Raw genomic sequence first — 18178 nt, forward strand, 5'->3', positions numbered from 1 at the left:
TCCCGCCGCCGCGCAGGGGATCGCCTCGGCGGTCGACGCCTTTCCTCGTGGCGCGGGCCGCATGTTGGCGATCATGCACGCCCTCGACGGCGCCCTCGCCAGTGTGCCGTCGGGCGCCACAGCGTTCCCGTGGCGCCAGCAGTCCGCGCTGGTGCAGTGGTATGTCGAAACATCCGATGTGTCGGCAGCGACGAACTGGCTCAACGCCGCGCACCGAGCGGTGCGACCATATTCGGTCGGCGGCTATGTGAACTATCTCGAGGTGAACCAGCCACCGTCGCGGTACTTCGGCCCGAACCTATCCCAGCTGAGCGCCGTCCGGCAGAAATACGATCCCGGCCGAGTTATGTTCTCCGGGCTCAACTTCTGACCAGTCGAGCGGCCATTTATCGCACGCGATGGCTGTTAGGACAGCGTCGCGCGCACGCAAACCGTGACGTACGGCAGCGCAAGGCCTCCGGCGTTCGCCAATGCCGGATGGGTTGCCAGCAACTCACGTACCTGGTCCAGCGTCTTGGTGCGCACTTCGGTCGGTGAGGTAATGCAGTAGCTGCGAGAAGCGACCAAGTCGATCAATGCTTGTGGCGTAAGGTAATTCGTCCACTCGACCTGATGGCGTTGTACTCCGGTAAACGGGTCCGGCAGTGTCACCAAGGCGGCGACCGGGTCGCCGTCGCGGCCGATGATGTGACCCAGCTCGCGCACCCAGCCGAGCCGCTCGTCTCGAGTGTTCCACACCAAACCCAGTCGCCCGCCCGGCCGCAGCACCCGGGCCACCTCCGGAATCGCCCGCTCCGGGTTGAACCAGTGCCATGCCTGCGCGACGAGCACCGCATCAACGCTGTTGTCCGCCAGCGGAATTTCTTCCGCCGTGCCGAGTAGCGCTGGTGTGTCCGGCAGCGACTTGCGCAGCACTTCCAGCATCTCGGCGATCGGATCGACGGCGACCACGTCCAGCCCCCGTTCCACCAGCCGGGTGGTCAGCTTCCCCGTCCCAGCGCCGAGGTCCAGCACGTCTCGAGCCCCGGCCGGCAACAGCCAGTCGATCGCCTCCGGCGGGTACGACGGGCGGCCCCGTTCGTACGCGGCGGCTTCAGAGCCAAACGATAACGAGCGGGCCTGCCGGAACTGGGTCACCGTGCACACGCGCCTTCACCCGTGGCCGATCCGACGGCCAAGTCGATTGTCTTGCATACCAGTTCAGCAACCGCCTCGGATTCCACCAGGAAGCCGTCGTGCCCGAAGATCGAGTCGACGACCTGCAGGTCGCTACATCCGGGCAACAGTTCGGCGAGTTCCTCTTGCAGTCGCAGCGGGTAAAGCCGGTCAGAGGTGATTCCGCCGACCACCACCGGCACCGAGCATCCACGCAGCGCTGCGGCGACACCGCCGCGGCCCCGGCCGACGTCGTGACGGGACAGTGCTTCGGTGAGCACCACGTAGCTGCCGGCGTCGAAGCGGGACACCAGCTTGCTGCCCTGGTGCTCCAGGTAGCTCTGCACCGCGTAGCGGCCGCCCGCCACCGGATTCACTGGGTCCTCTTCGCCCTGTGCGTCGTTAGCGAAGCGGGTGTCCAACTCCACTTCGCCGCGGTAAGTCAGATGCGCGAAGCGGCGGGCGATGTGCAGTCCGTCGTCGGGGGTGCGTCCGGTGCGGTAGTAGTCACCGCCCTGCCAGTTCGGGTCGGCTTTGATGGCCGCAATCTGGGTGCACTGTGTACCGATCTGGTCGGCCGTCGCGCGCGCACCCACCGCCAGCAGCAGACCCGCGCCCACCCGGTCGGGATGACCGACGACCCATTCCAGGGCTCGGGCTGCACCCATCGACCCACCGACCACTGCGGCAACCTCGGTTATGCCCAGCGCCGCCAGTGCGGCGACGTCGGCCTCGACTTGATCTCGCACCGATATCAACGGAAACCTTGAACCCCAGGGCTTTCCGTCAGGGGCAGCTGAGCTCGGCCCGGTCGAGCCGCGGCAGCCGCCCAGCACATTGGTGGCCACCGCGCACCAGCGGCCCGTGTCGATTGGCGCGCCCGGGCCCGCTATGCCGTCCCACCACCCCTGCGTCGGATGTCCGGGCCCGGCGGGTCCGGTGATGTGCGAATCTCCGGTCAGCGCATGCAATACCACCACGACGTTGTCCCGGGTAGGCGACAGTTCGCCCCACCGCTGTATGGCGATGTCGACGTCGTCGATCACCGCACCGCTCTCCAGCGTCAGCGGACCGATGTGGACGACGCCGACCTCGCCTTCAGCCGGCAGCGTCTGGGTCGGCACGTCAGAGATCGTCACCTCGGCCTCCTCAGAACGCCGCCACGGCATGCGGGTCACCGCTGCCGGCCTGAAGCTTGGAGGCGCCGCCGTACTTTCGAGCAGCGGCGAAGCCCAGCTCGAGGTCGGCCAGGATGTCGTCGATGCCCTCGATGCCCACCGCCAGCCGCACCAACCCGGGGCTCACGCCGGTGGACAGCTGCTCGGCGGGGCCGAGCTGGGAATGCGTTGTCGACGCCGGGTGGATCACCAGCGATCGCACGTCACCGATATTGGCAACATGGCTGTGCAGCTTCAGCGCGTTGACGAATGCTTTACCCGCCTCGACGCCGCCGGCCAACTCGAAGGACAACACGGCTCCGGTTCCCCTGGGTGCCAACTTCTTTGCTCGCTCGTACCACGGTGAGCTGGGCAGGCCCGCGTAATTGACCGAAAGCACACCGTCGTGGCCGGTGAGGTATTCGGCGACTCGCTGGGCGTTGGCGACATGGCGCTCGATACGCAGGCTGAGGGTTTCCAGGCCTTGTGCGACCAGGAACGCGTTGAACGGCGATGCAGCCGACCCGTAGTCGCGCAGCAGTTGCACCCGTGCTTTGACCGCGAACGCGGGCGGCCCCAGTTCCGCGTACACCACGCCGTGGTAGCTGGGGTCAGGGGTGGTGAAGCCGGGGAAGCGGTCCTGTGTCCAGTCGAAGTTGCCGCCGTCGACGATCACACCGGCGATCGCAGCGCCGTGCCCGCCCAGGTACTTGGTGGCCGAGTGCACCACGATGTCAGCGCCCTGGCTGATCGGCTGAATCAGGTAGGGAGTGGCGACGGTGTTGTCGACGATCAGCGGCACGCCATGCTCGTGGGCCACCGAGGAGACGCCCGGGGTGTCCAGCACGTCGATCTGCGGGTTGGAGATGGTCTCGGCGAAGAATGCCTTGGTGTTCGGGTGCACCGCGGCCCGCCACGAGTCCGGGTCGTCGGGATCCTCGACGAAGCTGACGTCGATGCCGAGCTTCGGCAGCGAATAGTGGAAGAGGTTGTAGGTGCCGCCGTAGAGCCGCGGGCTGGACACGATGTGGTCGCCGGAGGCGGCCAGGTTCAGAATCGCGAATGTCTCGGCGGCCTGCCCGGAGGCCAGGAACAGTGCCGCCACGCCGCCTTCCAGGGCGGCGATGCGCTGTTCGACGACGTCGGTGGTCGGGTTGCCGATCCGAGTGTAGATGTTGCCCGGGATTTCCAGCCCGAACAGCGCCGCGGCGTGTGAGGTGTCGTCGAACACGTAGGACGTGGTCTGGTAGATCGGCAGCGCACGGGCGTTGGTGGTCGGGTCCGGCTGCTGGCCTGCGTGGATCTGCTTGGTCTCGAACGACCAGTGCGCGGTCGGATCGGTGTCGCTCTCAGCGTTGGTTTCGGAACTCACGTGGGTTGCTTTCTGGGAAGGAAGACGGGTCGGTCGAGTGCTCGCAGCATGCGCGGGACGCCATCTTTAGACGACGTCAACCGGCAGCCAAGCGGTCAGCAACTGCGACGCACGATGGACCAGCCCCAAAAGGTGCGCATCAGGTTTCCCTGTCTACTCGGGGGGCCCGTTCACGGCGGACCCGCGCTTGCCGCGTAGCCGGTGTTGGCTACTCAACCTGGTCATCACCCGGGGCACCCCACCGCGGTTGGAGGGTTGCCGGCCAGCAAGCCGGGGCTTGACACTGGCGCTCATGACCTGCCGGGAAGCCTATCGCACGTTGCCGACTTCGTGCCACTGGGTACCCGGCTAACCCCAGGCATGTGTCGTGGACTGGGACGCCATCCCTGGCTGAAACCATTTTTCGGCAGCCGAGCAGGGATTTGCCGGCACACCCCTTTATGGCTACCGATTCTTCCGTACGCGATACTGGCAGTCACCGTTACAACGCGAAGCACCCGAAGAAATCCGACCGATAGTGACGCCGGGAGAAAGACTGTGTGCGCCGAAGAGCCGACCATCATCTACACGCTGACCGACGAGGCGCCGCTGCTGGCGACCTACTCTTTTCTGCCGATCGTGCGCGCCTTCGCCGAGCCGGCGGGCATCGAGATCAAGACCAGCGATATCTCGGTAGCCGCGCGGATCCTGGCCGAGTTCCCCGATTACCTGACCGACGATCAGAAGGTGCCGGACAACCTTGGCGAATTGGGTCGGTTGGCGAAGCTACCTGACACCAACATCATCAAGCTGCCGAATATCAGCGCCTCGGTGCCCCAGCTGGTCGCCGCGATCAAGGAACTACAGGGCAAGGGATTCAAGGTTCCGGACTTTCCGCAAAGTCCCAAGACCGACGAGGACAAGGAAATCCGCGACCGCTATGCCAAATGTCTTGGCAGCGCCGTGAATCCAGTCCTGCGGCAGGGTAATTCGGACCGACGTGCGCCCCACGCCGTCAAAGAATATGCACGCAAGCACCCGCACAGCATGGGCGAGTGGTCGCAAGCCTCGCGCACTCATGTTGCGACCATGCGGCACGGCGACTTCTACCACGGCGAGAAGTCGTTAACACTGGACCGCGCGCGCAACGTGAAGATGGAGTTGGAGACCAAAAGCGGCAAGACGATCGTGCTCAAGCCGATGGTGTCGCTGCGCAACGGCGACATCATCGACAGCATGTTCATGAGCAAGAAGGCGCTGTGTGAGTTCTACGAGGCGCAGATGGAGGATGCGCACAAGACCGGTGTGATGTTTTCGCTGCACGTCAAGGCGACGATGATGAAGGTCTCGCACCCCATCGTCTTCGGACACGCCGTGAAGATCTTCTACAAAGAGGCATTCGATAAGCACCAGGCACTCTTCGACGAACTGGGTGTCAACGTCAACAACGGGTTGGTGGATCTGTACAACAAGATCGAGTCGCTGCCCGCCTCGCAGCACGACGAGATCATCCGCGACTTGCATGCCTGTCACGAGCACCGCCCCGAGCTGGCCATGGTCGATTCGGCCAAGGGAATCACCAACTTTCATTCGCCCAGTGACGTGATCGTGGATGCGTCGATGCCGGCGATGATCCGCGCGGGCGGCAAGATGTACGGCGCCGACGGGCGGCAAAAGGACACCAAGGCCGTCAACCCCGAGTCGACGTTTTCCCGTATCTACCAGGAAGTCATCAACTTCTGTAAGACGCACGGGGCATTCGATCCGGCGACGATGGGCACGGTGCCCAACGTCGGGCTCATGGCGCAGCAGGCCGAGGAGTACGGCTCGCACGACAAGACGTTCGAGATCCCCGAGGACGGCGTCGCCAACATCGTCGATCTCGACACCGGGGAAGTCCTGCTGACGCAGAACGTGGAAACCGGCGACATCTGGCGCATGCCCATCGTGAGGGACGCCGCGATCCGCGACTGGGTCAAGCTGGCCGTCACCCGAGCGCGCAATTCCGGCATGCCGGTGGTGTTCTGGCTGGACCAGGAGCGTCCGCACGAGAACGAACTGCGTAAGAAGGTCAACACTTACCTAGCCGATTACGACACAGAGGGCCTCGACATCCAGACCATGTCGCAGGAACGAGCCATGCGGCACACGATCGAGCGCGCGATGCGCGGGCAGGACACCATCGCCGCCACCGGAAACATCCTGCGCGACTACCTCACCGACCTGTTCCCGATCCTGGAGCTGGGCACCAGCGCAAAGATGCTGTCCATCGTGCCGCTGATGGCCGGCGGCGGAATGTACGAAACCGGAGCGGGCGGTTCAGCGCCCAAGCACGTCCACCAACTCGTCGAGGAGAATCACCTGCGCTGGGATTCGCTTGGTGAGTTCCTCGCGTTGGGAGCCTGTTTCGAGGACCTCGGTATCAAGACCGGTAACGAGCGGGCCAAGATTCTGGGCAAGACGCTGGATGCGGCGATCGGCAAGCTGCTGGACAACAACAAGAGCCCGTCGCGCAAGACCGGTGAACTCGATAACCGTGGCAGCCAGTTCTACCTGGCGATGTACTGGGCGCAGGAAATGGCCGCACAGACCGATGATGACGAGTTGCGGAAACACTTTGCCGCGCTGGCCGATACGTTGACCAAGAATGAAGACGCCATCATCGTCGAACTCGCTGCAGCGCAGGGCGAGGCGGTGGATATCGGCGGCTACTACGCGCCCGACATCGCCTTGACAACCGCGGTGATGCGGCCGAGCAAAACCCTCAACGCTGCCCTGGAGGATGTACAGCGGGCTTAGTCGAGCAGGTTGCGAAGCGTCTCGATGAGCTTGACCCGTTCGGCGGGCGTTGCGGCGATGGGTACCACGTTCAAAGTGGTTACCCCGGCCTCGCGGAACGCCGCCAATCGTTCCTTGACGAACCCCGGTGCTCCTATCAGCGAGATGTCTCGGACGAGTTCGTCGGGCACCGCCTTGGTGGCGGCCTCCTTCTCGCCGGACAGGTAGAGCTCTTGGATGCGGTCGGCCTGCGGGCCGTAACCGTATCGGGTGGCCAGGGTGTGATAGAAATTCCTGCCCTTGGCGCCCATCCCGCCGATGTAGAGCGCGAGCTGCGGTTTGACGAATTCCCTTAGCGGCTCGACATTTTCGCCGATAGCCAATGCCGGACCGGCATACACGTCCAGCTCGCCTAAGGCCGGATCGCGGTTGGCTTGGCCGGCGGCGAGCGCCTTGCCCCACACATCCTGCGCTTTCTCTGGCAGATAGAAGATCGGTTGCCAGCCCTCGGCGATCTCGGCGGCCAGCTCGACATTCTTGGGTCCCAGCGCGGCCAGCAGTATCGGGATACGTTCCCGCACCGGCTTATTGATGAGTTTTAGCGGTTTGCCAAGTCCAGTGCCCTGGTCGGCGGGCAACGGGATGGTGTAGTGCTTGCCCTGGTGTTGCAGGGTCTCGCGACGCCACACCTTACGGCAGATGTCGACGACTTCGCGGGTGCGGGCTATCGGGGCGTCGTAGGGCACGCCGTGAAAACCCTCGATGACCTGGGGGCCGGACGCGCCGAGGCCCAGGGTGAACCGGCCGTCAGAGACAAAGTCCAGGCCCGCTGCGGTCATCGCCGTCAAAGTGGGCGTTCGGGTGTAAAGCTGCAAAATGCCCGAGGCCAACTGAACCCGTTCCGTGCTGGCCGCCAGGTAGCCTAGTGCGCTCACCGCATCGAACGAATACGCCTCGGGGACAAAGACAATGTCGCACCCTGCGTGTTCCAGGTCGGCAACTTCGGCGGCTACCTCCTTGAAGCCGCCCGCGTAGTTGATGCCCAGTCCGATCCGCATGTTCTCCCACTCCCTACGCTGTGGCGAACTGATCGGCCAGTTCGAGAGCCTCTTGCTTTATTCGGTCGAACTGGGCGCCCACCGCCTCAGACAACGCGGTTGCCCCCGACAGCGGCCGCACCATCACCATGAAGTCGTCGATCAGACCTTGTTCGTTGAGGTGCAAGAAGTCGCATCCGGTTACCTTTACGCCCGGCACCCCGGAAATCCTGGTCTCGAAAACGAACGCATGGTCGCGGCCGTTGCTGTCATGGATCTCGCGGACGTAATGGAAGTCCTCGAAGACCCGTAAGACACCGCGCAGGATCGCTGCGGTGATCGGCTTGCCGACATAGGGCTTGAACGCCACCGGGCTGGTGAACACCACGTCGGCGGCCAGCATCGCCTGGATGCCGGCCTCGTCGCGCTCCTCGATCGCCTTGCGGAACGGATGCTCAGAACTCACCAGACACCTCGCGTAGTCAATTTGTTGAGTAGGTGTGACTGACGGTAGAGCCTAGAGCCGGATAAGTCTAGATGCGATTAATCACTTTGTTGACTAATCGGATGTTTTACTATCGTCCTATGTCGCTGCGGGATGCGGTGTTGGCGGCCTTGCTCGAGGGCGAGTCGTCCGGCTATGACCTGGCCAAAGACTTCGATGCCTCGGTAGCCAACTTCTGGATGGCCACACCGCAGCAGTTGTATCGCGAACTCGACCGACTGGCCGAGCAAGGTCTCATCCAGGCGCGGGTTGTCCACCAGGAACGCCGGCCCAACAAGCGGATGTTCTCGCTGACCGAAGCAGGGCGCGACGCGATCCAGGAGTTCACTAGCCGCGCGCCGAAGCCGTCGGTGATCCGGGATGAACTGATGGTCAAGGTTCAGGCCGTCGACTCCGGTAACGCGCAGGCTGTTCGCGACTTCATCGCGGAAGGACTGCAATGGGCCACGGCGAAAGTGCAACGCTACGAGCGGCTGCGGGCTCGCATCCTCGACGGCCGCAGCGAAGAAGAGTACCTGGCCCAGGCCCAGCGAGTCGGTCCGTACTTGACGCTGATGCGCGGAATCTCGTTCGAACAAGAGAACATTCGATGGGCCGAGCGAGTGCTCGCGATCATCGAACAGCGTCAGGGCGCCGGGTCTGCGAGGTAGTGGGCGAGCACCGGCCGCAGCCATTCGATCAATTGGGCGTCGTCCATGCCGGCCAGCGGCGGAACAATGAGGATATAGCGAGCGACGGCGAGGCCCGTCTGGCAGCGTGATCGGGAGCGACCGCGGACAGTGCCGGGGCCACTTGGTCGACGAAAACCGCGAGCAGGGCATCTGCGGCAACGCGATTCGTCGCAGCCGCGCGCAGTCGCGGGAGAAACGGCCCCTGCGGCCGGCGAACCTCGCTTGGAAGGTCGACGCGGTGCTCGATGGTGCGGACGACGCCGTGCTGGACAGTTGTCACGACGAGCGCCATCCGATTGGCACACGGGTCTTGCTGCAGTCCGGTCTCATGGCGCGCGGCGTGACTCTTCACCCACGGGTCGCGCCCGGTTTACGAAACCTGTTGTTGCCGAGGCTTCTTCGTATTCCCCGAGTGCGCGACGTACTTGGCCGCTGGACTGGGCATGCGAGCGCCGTCTCACCCGTCGGGACCAGCTGAGAGGTGCTCCCTTGTAGTCTGGGCTTCATGTCCAGCGGAGGAAAGATCAAAGTCAAAGGCACCGTCGTAGAGCTCGACGGCGACGAGATGACGCGGGTCATCTGGAAGCTGATCAAGGACATGCTGATCCTTCCGCATCTCGACATCAAACTGGACTATTACGATCTGGGCATCGAGCACCGCGACGCCACCGACGATCAGGTGACGATCGACTCGGCCTATGCCATCAAGAAGCACGGCGTCGGCGTCAAGTGCGCCACGATCACCCCCGACGAGGCTCGGGTCAAAGAGTTCAACCTCAAAGCCATGTGGGCGTCGCCCAACGGGACAATTCGAAACATTCTGGGCGGCACGATTTTCCGTGAGCCGATCATCATCTCGAATGTGCCGCGACTGGTTCCCGGGTGGAAGAAGCCGATCGTGATCGGCCGCCACGCTTTTGGTGACCAGTATCGTGCGACGAACTTCAAGGTTGACAAACCCGGGACTGTCTCACTGACCTTCACCCCGAACGACGGCAGTGAGCCGATCGTGCACAAGATGGTGTCCATCCCCGAAGACGGCGGCGTCGTGCTGGGGATGTACAACTTCAAGGATTCCATACAGGACTTCGCCCGCGCGTCGTTCGCCTACGGCCTGAAAGAGAACTACCCGGTGTATCTGTCGACGAAGAACACCATCCTCAAGGCTTACGACGGGATGTTCAAAGACGAGTTCCAGCGGATCTACGACGAGGAGTTCAAGGACAAGTTCGAGGCAGCCGGGCTGACCTACGAGCACCGGCTGATCGACGACATGGTCGCCGCGTGCTTGAAGTGGGAGGGCGGCTATGTGTGGGCGTGCAAGAACTACGACGGTGACGTCCAATCCGACACGGTCGCACAGGGTTACGGCTCGCTGGGGCTGATGACGTCGGTGTTGATGACTGCGGACGGCAAGACTGTAGAAGCCGAAGCCGCCCATGGCACGGTCACCCGCCATTTCCGGCAGTACCAGGAGGGCAAGCCCACCTCCACCAATCCGATCGCCTCGATCTTCGCCTGGACGCGCGGGCTCGAGCACCGCGGCAAGCTGGATAACACACCCGAGGTCATCGATTTCGCCCAGAAGCTGGAGGACGTCGTCGTCGCCACGGTCGAAGGCGGTCAGATGACCAAAGACCTGGCCCTGCTCATCGGTCCGGATCAGAGCTGGCAAACCAGCGAGGAGTTCCTTGGCGCGATCGCGGATAACCTCGAGAAGGCAGTCGACTGAATCCGAGCTAGGCCCCCGCCGGCGGCTCGACGGCCCGAACCGGCGGGCTGTACTGGTCGAGGAACTCGGTGATGACGTCGGTGACGCGTCCCGGTGCCTCGAACATCGGGATGTGACCCACGCCGTCGAGCACGGTCACCTCGTTCGCGGGGGGCAAATGATCGATGAAGTGACGGCTGAACCTGTTCGGGGGTACGACCCGGTCTTTCCCGCAGAGCACCAGATGGGTGGGGACGCCGGTCTCTGCCAACTCCTCCAGCCCGGGCATCAGCAGCGACTTCATCAGCAGCCGGAAGTAGGCCGGGCAATGCTTGAGGTCGTCGATGACGGCGATGAGTTCGCGCTCGCTGATCCCGTCCGGCGTTCCGCTGATGGGCAGCGTGCCGATCCGTCGGCTCATGGGCAGGCGCAATAGTCGGTGCCCGAGCAGGTGGGCCAGTATCCACACCGGCATACCCCCGAGGAATTTCCCGATCACCTCGAACTTGGTTGGGCTCCACCGGTGCCACCCACCGGCCGGCGCGATGCCGGTCACGGTGCGTGCCCGGCCTCTGCGCTCGAGTTCGAAAGCCACCCAGCCGCCCAGTGAGTTGCCGACGATGTGGCAGGTGCTCCAGCCCAGTGTGTCGAGTTGCCGCTCGACGTGGTCGGCCAGCACCGACGAGCTCAGGAACCAGGTGCCTGCGCGGGGTCCGCCGTTGTGGCCGGCCATCGTCGGGGCGAACACTTCATAGCGGCCGGTGTCGGCCAACTGCGGGGCCACCGTCTGCCACACCAGCTGCGACATCAGGAATGGATGCAGCAGAAGGACCGGTTCGCCGGACCCGAGATGGATCGGCGTGCGAGTCGTCATGCAGCCGACAGTAAGGTGGTACCGCGGGTACCGCAAGCATGCGCAATGTGGGCCGCTATCCGCGTGAAAAGATCGAGTCATCATGAGCATCGCTACCGGAACCCGCCGAGTCTTCTCCGGCGTGCAGCCCACCTCCGACTCTTTGCACCTCGGAAATGCGCTGGGCGCCCTCACCCAGTGGGTTCAGCTGCAAGACGACCACGACGCGTTCTTCTGTGTTGTCGACCTGCACGCCATCACCATCCCGCAGGACCCCGAGGTGTTGCGGCGCCGAACCCTGATCACCGCCGCCCAATACCTGGCGCTGGGTATCGACCCCGGCCGCAGCACGATCTTCGTGCAAAGCCACGTCCCCGCACACACCCAGCTGGCATGGGTGCTGGGCTGTTTCACCGGCTTCGGCCAGGCCCAGCGAATGACGCAGTTCAAAGACAAATCGACGCGTCAGGGCAGCGACGCGACCACGGTCGGCCTGTTCACCTACCCGGTGCTGCAGGCCGCCGACGTACTGGCCTACGACGCCGAACTGGTGCCAGTCGGTGAAGACCAGCGTCAGCATTTGGAGCTGGCCCGCGATATCGCGCAGCGGTTCAACAGCCGGTTCCCGGACACGTTCGTGGTTCCCGATTTACTCATCCCCAAGGTCACCGCCAAGATCTACGATCTGCAAGACCCGTCGTCGAAGATGAGTAAGTCGGCCGCCACCGACGCTGGCCTGATCAGTCTCCTCGACGCTCCGGCCGTGTCCGCCAAGAAGATTCGCTCCGCAGTAACCGACAGCGAACGCGAGATCCGATACGACCCGGACGCCAAAGCCGGCGTGTCGAACTTGCTGAGCATCCAGTCCGCAGTTACCGGTGTCGAGATTGATGCGTTGGTGCGACGGTATGCCGGGCACGGCTACGGCGATCTCAAGAAGGACACCGCCGAGGCCGTCGTGGAATTCGTGACACCGATCAAAGCCCGGGTCGACGAGTTACTCACGGATTCAGCCGAATTGGAGGCTGTCCTAGCCGCCGGGGCGGCCCGGGCCGAGGACGTGGCCGCAAAAACGGTCGACCGGGTCTACGACCGGCTAGGGTTCTTGCCAAAGCGTCCCTAGCGGGTGGTCATGAGTGAACCGGCCAAACCAGGAATTCTGGATCGACTACGGGCGCGGTTCGGATGGTTCGACCACGCGATGCGGGCTAACGACCGATTCGAAGAATCAAAGGGCAATTTCTTCGCGGCCGGGCTGACCTACTACACGATCTTCGCGTTGTTCCCGGTGCTGATGGTTGCTTTCAGCGTCGGCGGATTCCTGCTGTCGCGTCGGCCCGATGTGCTGACCGGGATCGACAACAAGGTCAGGGCCGCGGTGCCGGGCGCCCTAGGGCAGCAGGTGGTCGAGCTGATGAATTCGGCGATCGATGCGCGGGCGTCGGTCGGCGCGATCGGTTTGGCTACCGCGGCATGGGTCGGCCTGAACTGGATGACCAATCTTCGAGTGGCGCTGAGCGAAATGTGGAGACAGGGGGAGGGTTCGCGCGGGTACATCCGGACCAAGTTCTCCGACTTGGCGGCGATCGTGTCGTCGTTCGTGGCGATCCTCGCCACCCTGGCGCTGAGCGCACTTGCCGACGCGGCGCCGATGGGCAAGGTGTTGGGGTGGATGGGTATTCACAACGCACCAGTGCTGGACGCGATCCTTCGCGCTGTGTCGATGCTGGTGTCGGTACTGCTCTCGTGGTTGGTGTTCAGCTGGATGATCGCTCGATTGCCTAGGGAGCCGGTCAGCTTCGCCAGCTCGGTTCGGGCGGCGTTGCTCGCGGCAATCGGCTTCGAATTGTTCAAGTTGGTCGCGTCGATCTACCTGAAGTCCGTCCTGCGCAGTCCGGCGGGCGCCACCTTCGGGCCGGTGCTGGGCCTGATGGTTTTCGCGTACATCACCGCTCGGCTGCTGCTGTTCGCTACCGCGTGGGCGGCGACGTCGGCGGAAAACCTGACCGCGGCGCCGGCGGAACCGCCTGAGCCCGCAGTCATTACGACCAGGGTTGAGCTGAACCAGGATCTCAATGTGCGGCAGGCTCTGACTGCTGCGGCAGTGGGCGCCATTGGGGCACTGGGTCTTTCCCGACTGGTCCGGCGGAGTAAAGGGTAGGGCAGCACTCAACATCGCATTTGTCTCTTTCCTGAAACGATTTGGCCACGACAGGGCGCTTCTGCGCTCAAACGTGTCACCCTCATGGGCACGAATAGTTGCTCCACGCAAAGGCGGGTAGGCGATGTCGGCACCAAACCTGTTCCACAAATTAGCGGCGGAAACGATCGGCACCTTTTGGTTGGTGCTCGGTGGCGTTGGCAGCGCGGTTTTTTCGCTGAGGGCCCACGCCGCCGATCTGTACCCGCTGGGTATCGGATACCTCGGCGTTGCGCTCGCCTTCGGCTTAACCGTACTGGTAGGCGTGTACGCATTCGGAACTATCTCCGGCGGGCATTTCAACCCGGCCGTCACGCTGGGTGCGGCATTGGCTCGCCGCGTGGAATGGAAAGTCTTGCCAGCGTACTGGATTGTTCAGGTGGTCGGAGGCCTGCTCGGAGCCTTGGTGGTCTACTACATCGCCTTCGGCAGGCCCGGTTTTGTCGCTACTGGGCACCTGGCCGCCAACGGCTATGGCGAACACTCGCCCACTGGTTACTCACTGGGTGCAGTCATTCTCGCCGAGATCGTTCTGACGGCGATATTTTTGTTCGTCATCCTCGGCTCGACCGACGATCGGGCACCCAAGGGTTTCGCCGGCCTGGCGATCGGGCTGACACTGACGGGCATCCACCTCGTCGCGATTCCGATCTCCAACACGTCGGTCAACCCGGCCCGTTCTACCGCCGTCGCGTTCTTCAACGGCGACGGAGCCCCCGCGCAGCTGTGGGTGTTCTGGCTCGCGCCGTTGATCGGCGGGGCGATCGCCGGCATCGCCTATCCGCTCCTGTTCGGCCGGGCCGAGGAGACCGCGCACCATCGGTAAAGACGGCCCGATCCGGGCGACCAGGTCTTCGGCAGATGAACTGTCAGGACGGAACGAGGTCGAGATGGTTGCGGACACGCGTGAACGACGGCTGTGGTGGCGGCATCTGATCTCATTCCTGATTGCCCCGGTGACCATGACGCTGCTGATACCGGCGCAGATCGTGGACTGGGCCCACGTGCGCATGCCGGATTTGAGTTCACCGCTGATCGCGGGACTGGTGAGCGTCGGTGGCCTGCTGATCGCCGCCGGGCTAGGCCTGTGGACCTGGACCGTGGTGCTGTTCGACCGAGTGGGCAAGGGCACGCTCGGCGTGGGCAAGGTTCTCGGAGAACCGGTCCACCTCGTCGTACAGGGTCCTTACCGGCATCTGCGCAACCCGATGATCAGCGGCGTGCTAGCCATCCTGCTCGGCGAGGCGGCTGTTGCGGTGTCGGGTTGGCTGCTGCTGTGGTTTGCAATCTTCTTCGCGTGCATTGCGACTGTCATCCGCTTCTGGGAAGAACCCCACCTCGCTCGACGCTACGGCAGCGACTACGTCAATTACCGGCAAAACGTGCCGGCCTGGATTCCCCGGATTTCGGCTTGGACGCCGAGTGCATAAGAGCTAGCCGCCCGCTTGCCACTGGCCGTCGGCCATCACGCCGGTGACCTGTAAATGCCGGTCCAGGACAACAAGATTCGCGTCGGCACCGGCGCGCAGGCCGCCGACCCGGTCGAGGCCGAGCGCCCGGGCCGGCGTCGTCGAGGTCATCTGCACCGCAGCGGCCAGCGCCGCGTCGCGGTCTGAGCCAAGGCCGGCCGCGGCGCGGAACAGCTGATCCATCGTCGCGGTGCTCCCGGCGATCGTGGAGGTACCGCGCACGCGTGCCACCTGATTGACCACATCGATCTGGACTGCCCCGAGCCGAAATTCGCCGTCGCCCAACCCCGCCGCCGCCGTGGCATCGGTGACCAACGCCACCCGGTCGGCTCCCGCCGCCTCGATCACCGCTCGTTGCATTGCGGGGTGGACGTGCACGCCGTCGGCGATCAACTCGACGGTCACCCGTGCATCCTCCAACAACGCGAGCGCGGGTCCGGGCTCACGGTGGTGCACGGGCCGCATTGCGTTGAAGAGGTGGGTGCCGACCGTCGCCCCGAGCTCGACGGCATGACGGGTCTGCTCATAGGCCGCATCGGTATGCCCAACGGCGACAACCACTCCGGCGTCGATCAGGTGGGTAATCGCATCGCTGCTTCCGGCGCGTTCAGGTGCCAGGGTGACCATCCGGATTGCGCCGCCGCCGGCGGTCAGCAGGGCGTCGATCTCAGCGGGTGCCGGGTCGCGCAGCTGCTTGGGATCGTGTGCTCCGCAGCGCGCCGCGCTCAGCCACGGCCCCTCCAGATGAATACCGGCGACGGTGCCCGCGCGGGTCGAATCGGCGAGTGCACGTACCGCAGTGAGCAGGTCGGCCGGCGATGCAGTGACCAGGCTGGCCAGCGTGGTGGTCGTGCCGTGGCTGCGGTGAAACATGGCCGCGCGCAGGATATCTGCGTCGTTGCCGTCGGTGTACGACGCGCCGCCGCCACCGTGCGCATGGATGTCGACGAAACCGGGCACGACCAGCGCCTCGGGCAGGTCGATATCGGCCGGTCGGGGCGCCACGCCGGACCCGCAGCTAATGATCCGGCCGCCCGAAGTTTCCACCCAACCCGGTCGGCAAACTCCCTGCTCCAGCACCAGAGCGCTGGCGGCGATCAGTGTCATATCCGCACATCCGTTGCGGTGCTTGCTAATTCGTCGGGCCAGTGACCGTCATTCTCCCAGAAGTGCCGGATATCCTCGAGTTGCCGGCCTTTGGTCTCGGGAGCATATCGGTGCACGAAGGCGAACCCGGCCACGGCGAGAACGCCGAATACCGCGAAGGTGCCTGCGCCGCCGAGCGAATGCAGCATCGTCAGGAATAAGCCGGCAACGATTGCATTGGCCAGCAGGTTGGCGGTCAGCATTGCGCTCGACCCCATCGACCGTAACCGGGACGGGAAACTCTCACCGGCGTACACCCACACCAGCGCACCGAAGCCGAAAGTGAACCCCATCGTGAACAGCAGCACGCCAATGAACCCGAAAACCGCGGCGGAGTGCGCGGCGAACACGACGATCAGCACTGCGTCGGCGGCGATCATCGCGCCGATCCCGGACAGCAGCACCGGGCGCCGACCTAGCCGGTCGACCAGAACCACGGAGACCAGCACGGCGGCCAGCGCAGCGGCCTGCACTATCGCCGGAAGCACCAGCAGCGCGAAGTTGCCGCGGAAGCCCATCGCGTCGAACAGCCGGGGGCTGTAGTAGACGATCGCGTTGACGCCGGTGATTTGGATGAAAAAGCCCAGCGCGATCACGAAGACCGTGGCGCGCAGGTAGGGCCGCCGCAGCATCTCCACGAACCTACCGCCACTTTCTTCCCGCAGTGCAGCGTTTATTTCGGCGATTTCACGTTCGACGGCGCTGTCGGGCTCCACGTGTTGCAGCGCCCGCCGGGCCTCGGCGACCCGGCCCTTGAGCAAGTACCACCGCGCGGTATCAGGCATCCGCACCAACAGCAGCGCCACCAATGTTGCCGGCACCGCGGCAAGCGCCAGCATCGCGCGCCAGTCGCGCGAATCGGCCAGCAGGTAGCAGGCCAGGTAACCCACGATGATGCCGAGCACGGTTGCGACCTGGTAGCCGACGAGCAGTGCACCCCGCACGCTCGCCGGCGCGGATTCGGCCACGAACACCGGGACCACCACGACGGACACCCCGATGGTCAGACCCAGCAGTAGCCGGGCCGCCAGCAGCATGGGCACCGAGTCCGACATCGCGCCCAACAGCGCGAACACCGCGTAGCCGGCTGCCACCAACACCATCGACCACCGGCGCCCGATCAGGTTGGCGAGCATGCCTGCACCCAGCGCTCCGGCGATTTCGCCGAGCACCACCGCAGTCGTCACCAACTCCTGTTGCCGTGTCGTCAGACCGAACTCGTCGGTGATGAACAGCAGCGCACCTGCGATGTTGGAAAGGTCGTACCCGTAGACGACACCCAGGCTTGCCGCGGTGACGCCCAGCAGGATTCCATGGCGCCGGATGCGTGGTTTGTTGGCTTGGCCCACTGTCACGTCGAGTTTGCGCACTAGGTTGCGGTGAACTGGCTCAGGTCGTAGATGCCGAGGCTCTTCTCGATATCGGCGACTTTGTCGACCACACCTTCGAAGCCGGCCGGGCCGAAGCGACGGTGTTCCTCGTCTTCGAAGATGTCAGCCATATCGCGAAACTGCTTCGCGGGCAACACGTCCCGCAACGCGGGGAAGACGACAGTGTCTTCGCGTGCCTCATGCGGCTCATACATCCGGATGAACGCCGCCATGTCCTGAACCAGGGCCTCTCGGGCAGGTTTGTCGGGAGCCGCGGCTGCGGTAGTGGCGGCGAGCATCCGATCGGTGAGCGTGCGCCCACGCTGGTGTTGCGTGCGCAACACGGCGGTGGTGTCGGCCAGTTTGTTCGCCTGCTCCAGCTTTGGAAAGACATACTGTTCTTCCAGGTGCTCGTGGTAGTTCTCGATGAAACTTCGAATAATCCCCGCGCTCGCGTTGAGCGCTTGCAGGGGAGCTTCATCGTCGGCCTGCAGGCGGCGCATTCCTTCTCGATAGATCAGCAATATGCGTTTGAGCACGCCATGCTCACGCATGAGGTCTTCGGGTGGAGTGACTGCCGCTTCCTCGTCTGCCGGTGCGCCGGGCTGGCCCGCTTTTGGCTGCGGGCTACCGCATGCCGAGACGGCAACGGCACCGGCTGCCGATATCGAGATTCCGAGAAGTTGACGTCGCCGCACGGCGCTCGGGGGCCGCTGCTGTGTCACGTCGTCTCACCTGCCTCCGCAACGTTGTCTGATACCGAACCGACGCCGGT

The 18178-nt window shown here is 64.2% G+C and carries 19 protein-coding genes and 1 riboswitch; of the genes, 8 read left to right on the forward strand and 11 right to left on the reverse strand.

Features of this window, described 5'->3' with window-relative positions:
* A partial coding sequence (locus VEI45_RS05490; protein WP_324850903.1) for a BBE domain-containing protein occupies positions 1–370 on the forward strand: 370 nt, incomplete at its 5' end.
* Between the two features lie 35 nt (positions 371–405).
* On the opposite strand, the gene VEI45_RS05495 is transcribed toward VEI45_RS05490, so the two are convergent.
* From VEI45_RS05495 to VEI45_RS05505, 3 genes are read right to left on the reverse strand one after another with little or no spacing between them, the layout of a single operon-like run.
* On the reverse strand, positions 406–1137 hold the full coding sequence (locus tag VEI45_RS05495; RefSeq protein ID WP_324850905.1) for a class I SAM-dependent methyltransferase: 732 nt from the start codon (positions 1135–1137) through the stop codon (positions 406–408).
* Positions 1134–2294: a homoserine O-acetyltransferase MetX gene (gene metX / locus VEI45_RS05500; RefSeq protein ID WP_324850907.1), complete on the reverse strand. Its 1161-nt coding sequence runs from the start codon at positions 2292–2294 to the stop codon at positions 1134–1136. Before metX ends, VEI45_RS05495 begins: the two co-directional genes overlap by 4 nt.
* Before the next feature lie 10 nt (positions 2295–2304).
* The gene (locus VEI45_RS05505; RefSeq protein ID WP_324850909.1) at positions 2305–3684 is read right to left on the reverse strand and encodes a bifunctional o-acetylhomoserine/o-acetylserine sulfhydrylase; all 1380 of its coding nucleotides are present in this window, start codon (positions 3682–3684) and stop codon (positions 2305–2307) included.
* 178 nt (positions 3685–3862) lie between these two features.
* A riboswitch (SAM riboswitch) is annotated at positions 3863–3982 on the reverse strand.
* A gap of 239 nt (positions 3983–4221) precedes the next feature.
* On the opposite strand from VEI45_RS05505, the gene VEI45_RS05510 reads away from it, so the two are divergent.
* Positions 4222–6462, forward strand: coding sequence for an NADP-dependent isocitrate dehydrogenase (locus VEI45_RS05510; RefSeq protein WP_324850911.1), 2241 nt, complete (start codon positions 4222–4224; stop codon positions 6460–6462).
* Here the strand turns inward: VEI45_RS05510 and VEI45_RS05515 are convergent.
* A complete protein-coding gene (locus VEI45_RS05515) occupies positions 6459–7499 on the reverse strand; it encodes an LLM class F420-dependent oxidoreductase (RefSeq protein ID WP_324850913.1) in 1041 nt (346 codons plus the stop codon). The two genes, VEI45_RS05510 and VEI45_RS05515, sit on opposite strands and share 4 nt — an antisense overlap.
* 13 nt (positions 7500–7512) lie before the next feature.
* Positions 7513–7944 carry a nuclear transport factor 2 family protein gene (locus VEI45_RS05520; RefSeq protein WP_324850915.1) on the reverse strand — a complete coding sequence of 144 codons (432 nt, stop codon included), beginning with the start codon at positions 7942–7944 and terminating at the stop codon, positions 7513–7515.
* 119 nt (positions 7945–8063) lie between these two features.
* Between VEI45_RS05520 and VEI45_RS05525 the strand changes: the two genes are divergently transcribed.
* Positions 8064–8633: a PadR family transcriptional regulator gene (locus VEI45_RS05525; protein ID WP_324850917.1), complete on the forward strand. Its 570-nt coding sequence runs from the start codon at positions 8064–8066 to the stop codon at positions 8631–8633.
* Here the strand turns inward: VEI45_RS05525 and VEI45_RS26355 are convergent.
* Together VEI45_RS26355 and VEI45_RS05530 are read right to left on the reverse strand one after the other, a co-directional pair.
* On the reverse strand, positions 8609–8707 hold the full coding sequence (locus VEI45_RS26355; RefSeq protein WP_349256709.1) for a hypothetical protein: 99 nt from the start codon (positions 8705–8707) through the stop codon (positions 8609–8611). The genes VEI45_RS05525 and VEI45_RS26355 overlap by 25 nt on opposite strands.
* Positions 8662–8934 carry a hypothetical protein gene (locus tag VEI45_RS05530; protein ID WP_324850919.1) on the reverse strand — a complete coding sequence of 91 codons (273 nt, stop codon included), beginning with the start codon at positions 8932–8934 and terminating at the stop codon, positions 8662–8664. The genes VEI45_RS26355 and VEI45_RS05530 overlap by 46 nt, the downstream gene beginning before the upstream one ends.
* A 225-nt stretch (positions 8935–9159) precedes the next feature.
* Between VEI45_RS05530 and VEI45_RS05535 the strand changes: the two genes are divergently transcribed.
* Positions 9160–10386: an NADP-dependent isocitrate dehydrogenase gene (locus VEI45_RS05535; protein ID WP_324850921.1), complete on the forward strand. Its 1227-nt coding sequence runs from the start codon at positions 9160–9162 to the stop codon at positions 10384–10386.
* 7 nt (positions 10387–10393) lie between these two features.
* On the opposite strand, the gene VEI45_RS05540 is transcribed toward VEI45_RS05535, so the two are convergent.
* Positions 10394–11239, reverse strand: coding sequence for an alpha/beta hydrolase (locus tag VEI45_RS05540; RefSeq protein WP_324850923.1), 846 nt, complete (start codon positions 11237–11239; stop codon positions 10394–10396).
* An 82-nt stretch (positions 11240–11321) separates the two neighbouring features.
* Between VEI45_RS05540 and trpS the strand changes: the two genes are divergently transcribed.
* The 4 genes from trpS to VEI45_RS05560 all read left to right on the forward strand — a co-directional run bounded on the left by trpS (position 11322) and on the right by VEI45_RS05560 (position 14848).
* Positions 11322–12341, forward strand: coding sequence for a tryptophan--tRNA ligase (trpS, locus tag VEI45_RS05545; RefSeq protein WP_324850925.1), 1020 nt, complete (start codon positions 11322–11324; stop codon positions 12339–12341).
* Between the two features lie 9 nt (positions 12342–12350).
* On the forward strand, positions 12351–13379 hold the full coding sequence (yhjD, locus tag VEI45_RS05550; protein WP_324850928.1) for an inner membrane protein YhjD: 1029 nt from the start codon (positions 12351–12353) through the stop codon (positions 13377–13379).
* 124 nt (positions 13380–13503) lie between these two features.
* On the forward strand, positions 13504–14244 hold the full coding sequence (gene aqpZ, locus VEI45_RS05555; protein ID WP_324850930.1) for an aquaporin Z: 741 nt from the start codon (positions 13504–13506) through the stop codon (positions 14242–14244).
* 64 nt (positions 14245–14308) lie between these two features.
* Positions 14309–14848 carry an isoprenylcysteine carboxylmethyltransferase family protein gene (locus VEI45_RS05560; protein ID WP_324850932.1) on the forward strand — a complete coding sequence of 180 codons (540 nt, stop codon included), beginning with the start codon at positions 14309–14311 and terminating at the stop codon, positions 14846–14848.
* A 3-nt stretch (positions 14849–14851) separates the two neighbouring features.
* Here VEI45_RS05560 and nagA read toward each other — a convergent pair whose 3' ends face one another.
* Genes nagA through VEI45_RS05575 form a run of 3 tightly spaced genes read right to left on the reverse strand, consistent with a single transcriptional unit; the run spans position 14852 to position 18128 of the window.
* Positions 14852–15994: an N-acetylglucosamine-6-phosphate deacetylase gene (nagA, locus tag VEI45_RS05565; RefSeq protein WP_324850934.1), complete on the reverse strand. Its 1143-nt coding sequence runs from the start codon at positions 15992–15994 to the stop codon at positions 14852–14854.
* Positions 15991–17382 carry a sugar porter family MFS transporter gene (locus VEI45_RS05570; RefSeq protein WP_414687403.1) on the reverse strand — a complete coding sequence of 464 codons (1392 nt, stop codon included), beginning with the start codon at positions 17380–17382 and terminating at the stop codon, positions 15991–15993. Before VEI45_RS05570 ends, nagA begins: the two co-directional genes overlap by 4 nt.
* Positions 17383–17402: 20 nt before the next feature.
* On the reverse strand, positions 17403–18128 hold the full coding sequence (locus tag VEI45_RS05575; protein WP_324850938.1) for a hemerythrin domain-containing protein: 726 nt from the start codon (positions 18126–18128) through the stop codon (positions 17403–17405).
* Positions 18129–18178 lie beyond the last annotated feature (50 nt).

This window comes from Mycobacterium sp., from assembly GCF_035623875.1.
Lineage (GTDB): Bacteria > Actinomycetota > Actinomycetes > Mycobacteriales > Mycobacteriaceae > Mycobacterium.

Bases quoted from the DNA above. Each gene is read 5' to 3' on its own strand.
- VEI45_RS05560 (WP_324850932.1), top strand. From the start codon at position 14,309: ATGGTTGCGGACACGCGTGAACGACGGCTGTGGTGGCGGCATCTGATC.
- yhjD (WP_324850928.1), top strand. From the start codon at position 12,351: ATGAGTGAACCGGCCAAACCAGGAATTCTGGATCGACTACGGGCGCGG.
- trpS (WP_324850925.1), top strand. From the start codon at position 11,322: ATGAGCATCGCTACCGGAACCCGCCGAGTCTTCTCCGGCGTGCAGCCC.
- aqpZ (WP_324850930.1), top strand. From the start codon at position 13,504: ATGTCGGCACCAAACCTGTTCCACAAATTAGCGGCGGAAACGATCGGC.
- VEI45_RS05535 (WP_324850921.1), top strand. From the start codon at position 9,160: ATGTCCAGCGGAGGAAAGATCAAAGTCAAAGGCACCGTCGTAGAGCTC.
- VEI45_RS05525 (WP_324850917.1), top strand. From the start codon at position 8,064: ATGTCGCTGCGGGATGCGGTGTTGGCGGCCTTGCTCGAGGGCGAGTCG.
- nagA (WP_324850934.1), bottom strand. From the start codon at position 15,994: ATGACACTGATCGCCGCCAGCGCTCTGGTGCTGGAGCAGGGAGTTTGC.
- VEI45_RS05540 (WP_324850923.1), bottom strand. From the start codon at position 11,239: ATGACGACTCGCACGCCGATCCATCTCGGGTCCGGCGAACCGGTCCTT.
- VEI45_RS05515 (WP_324850913.1), bottom strand. From the start codon at position 7,499: ATGCGGATCGGACTGGGCATCAACTACGCGGGCGGCTTCAAGGAGGTA.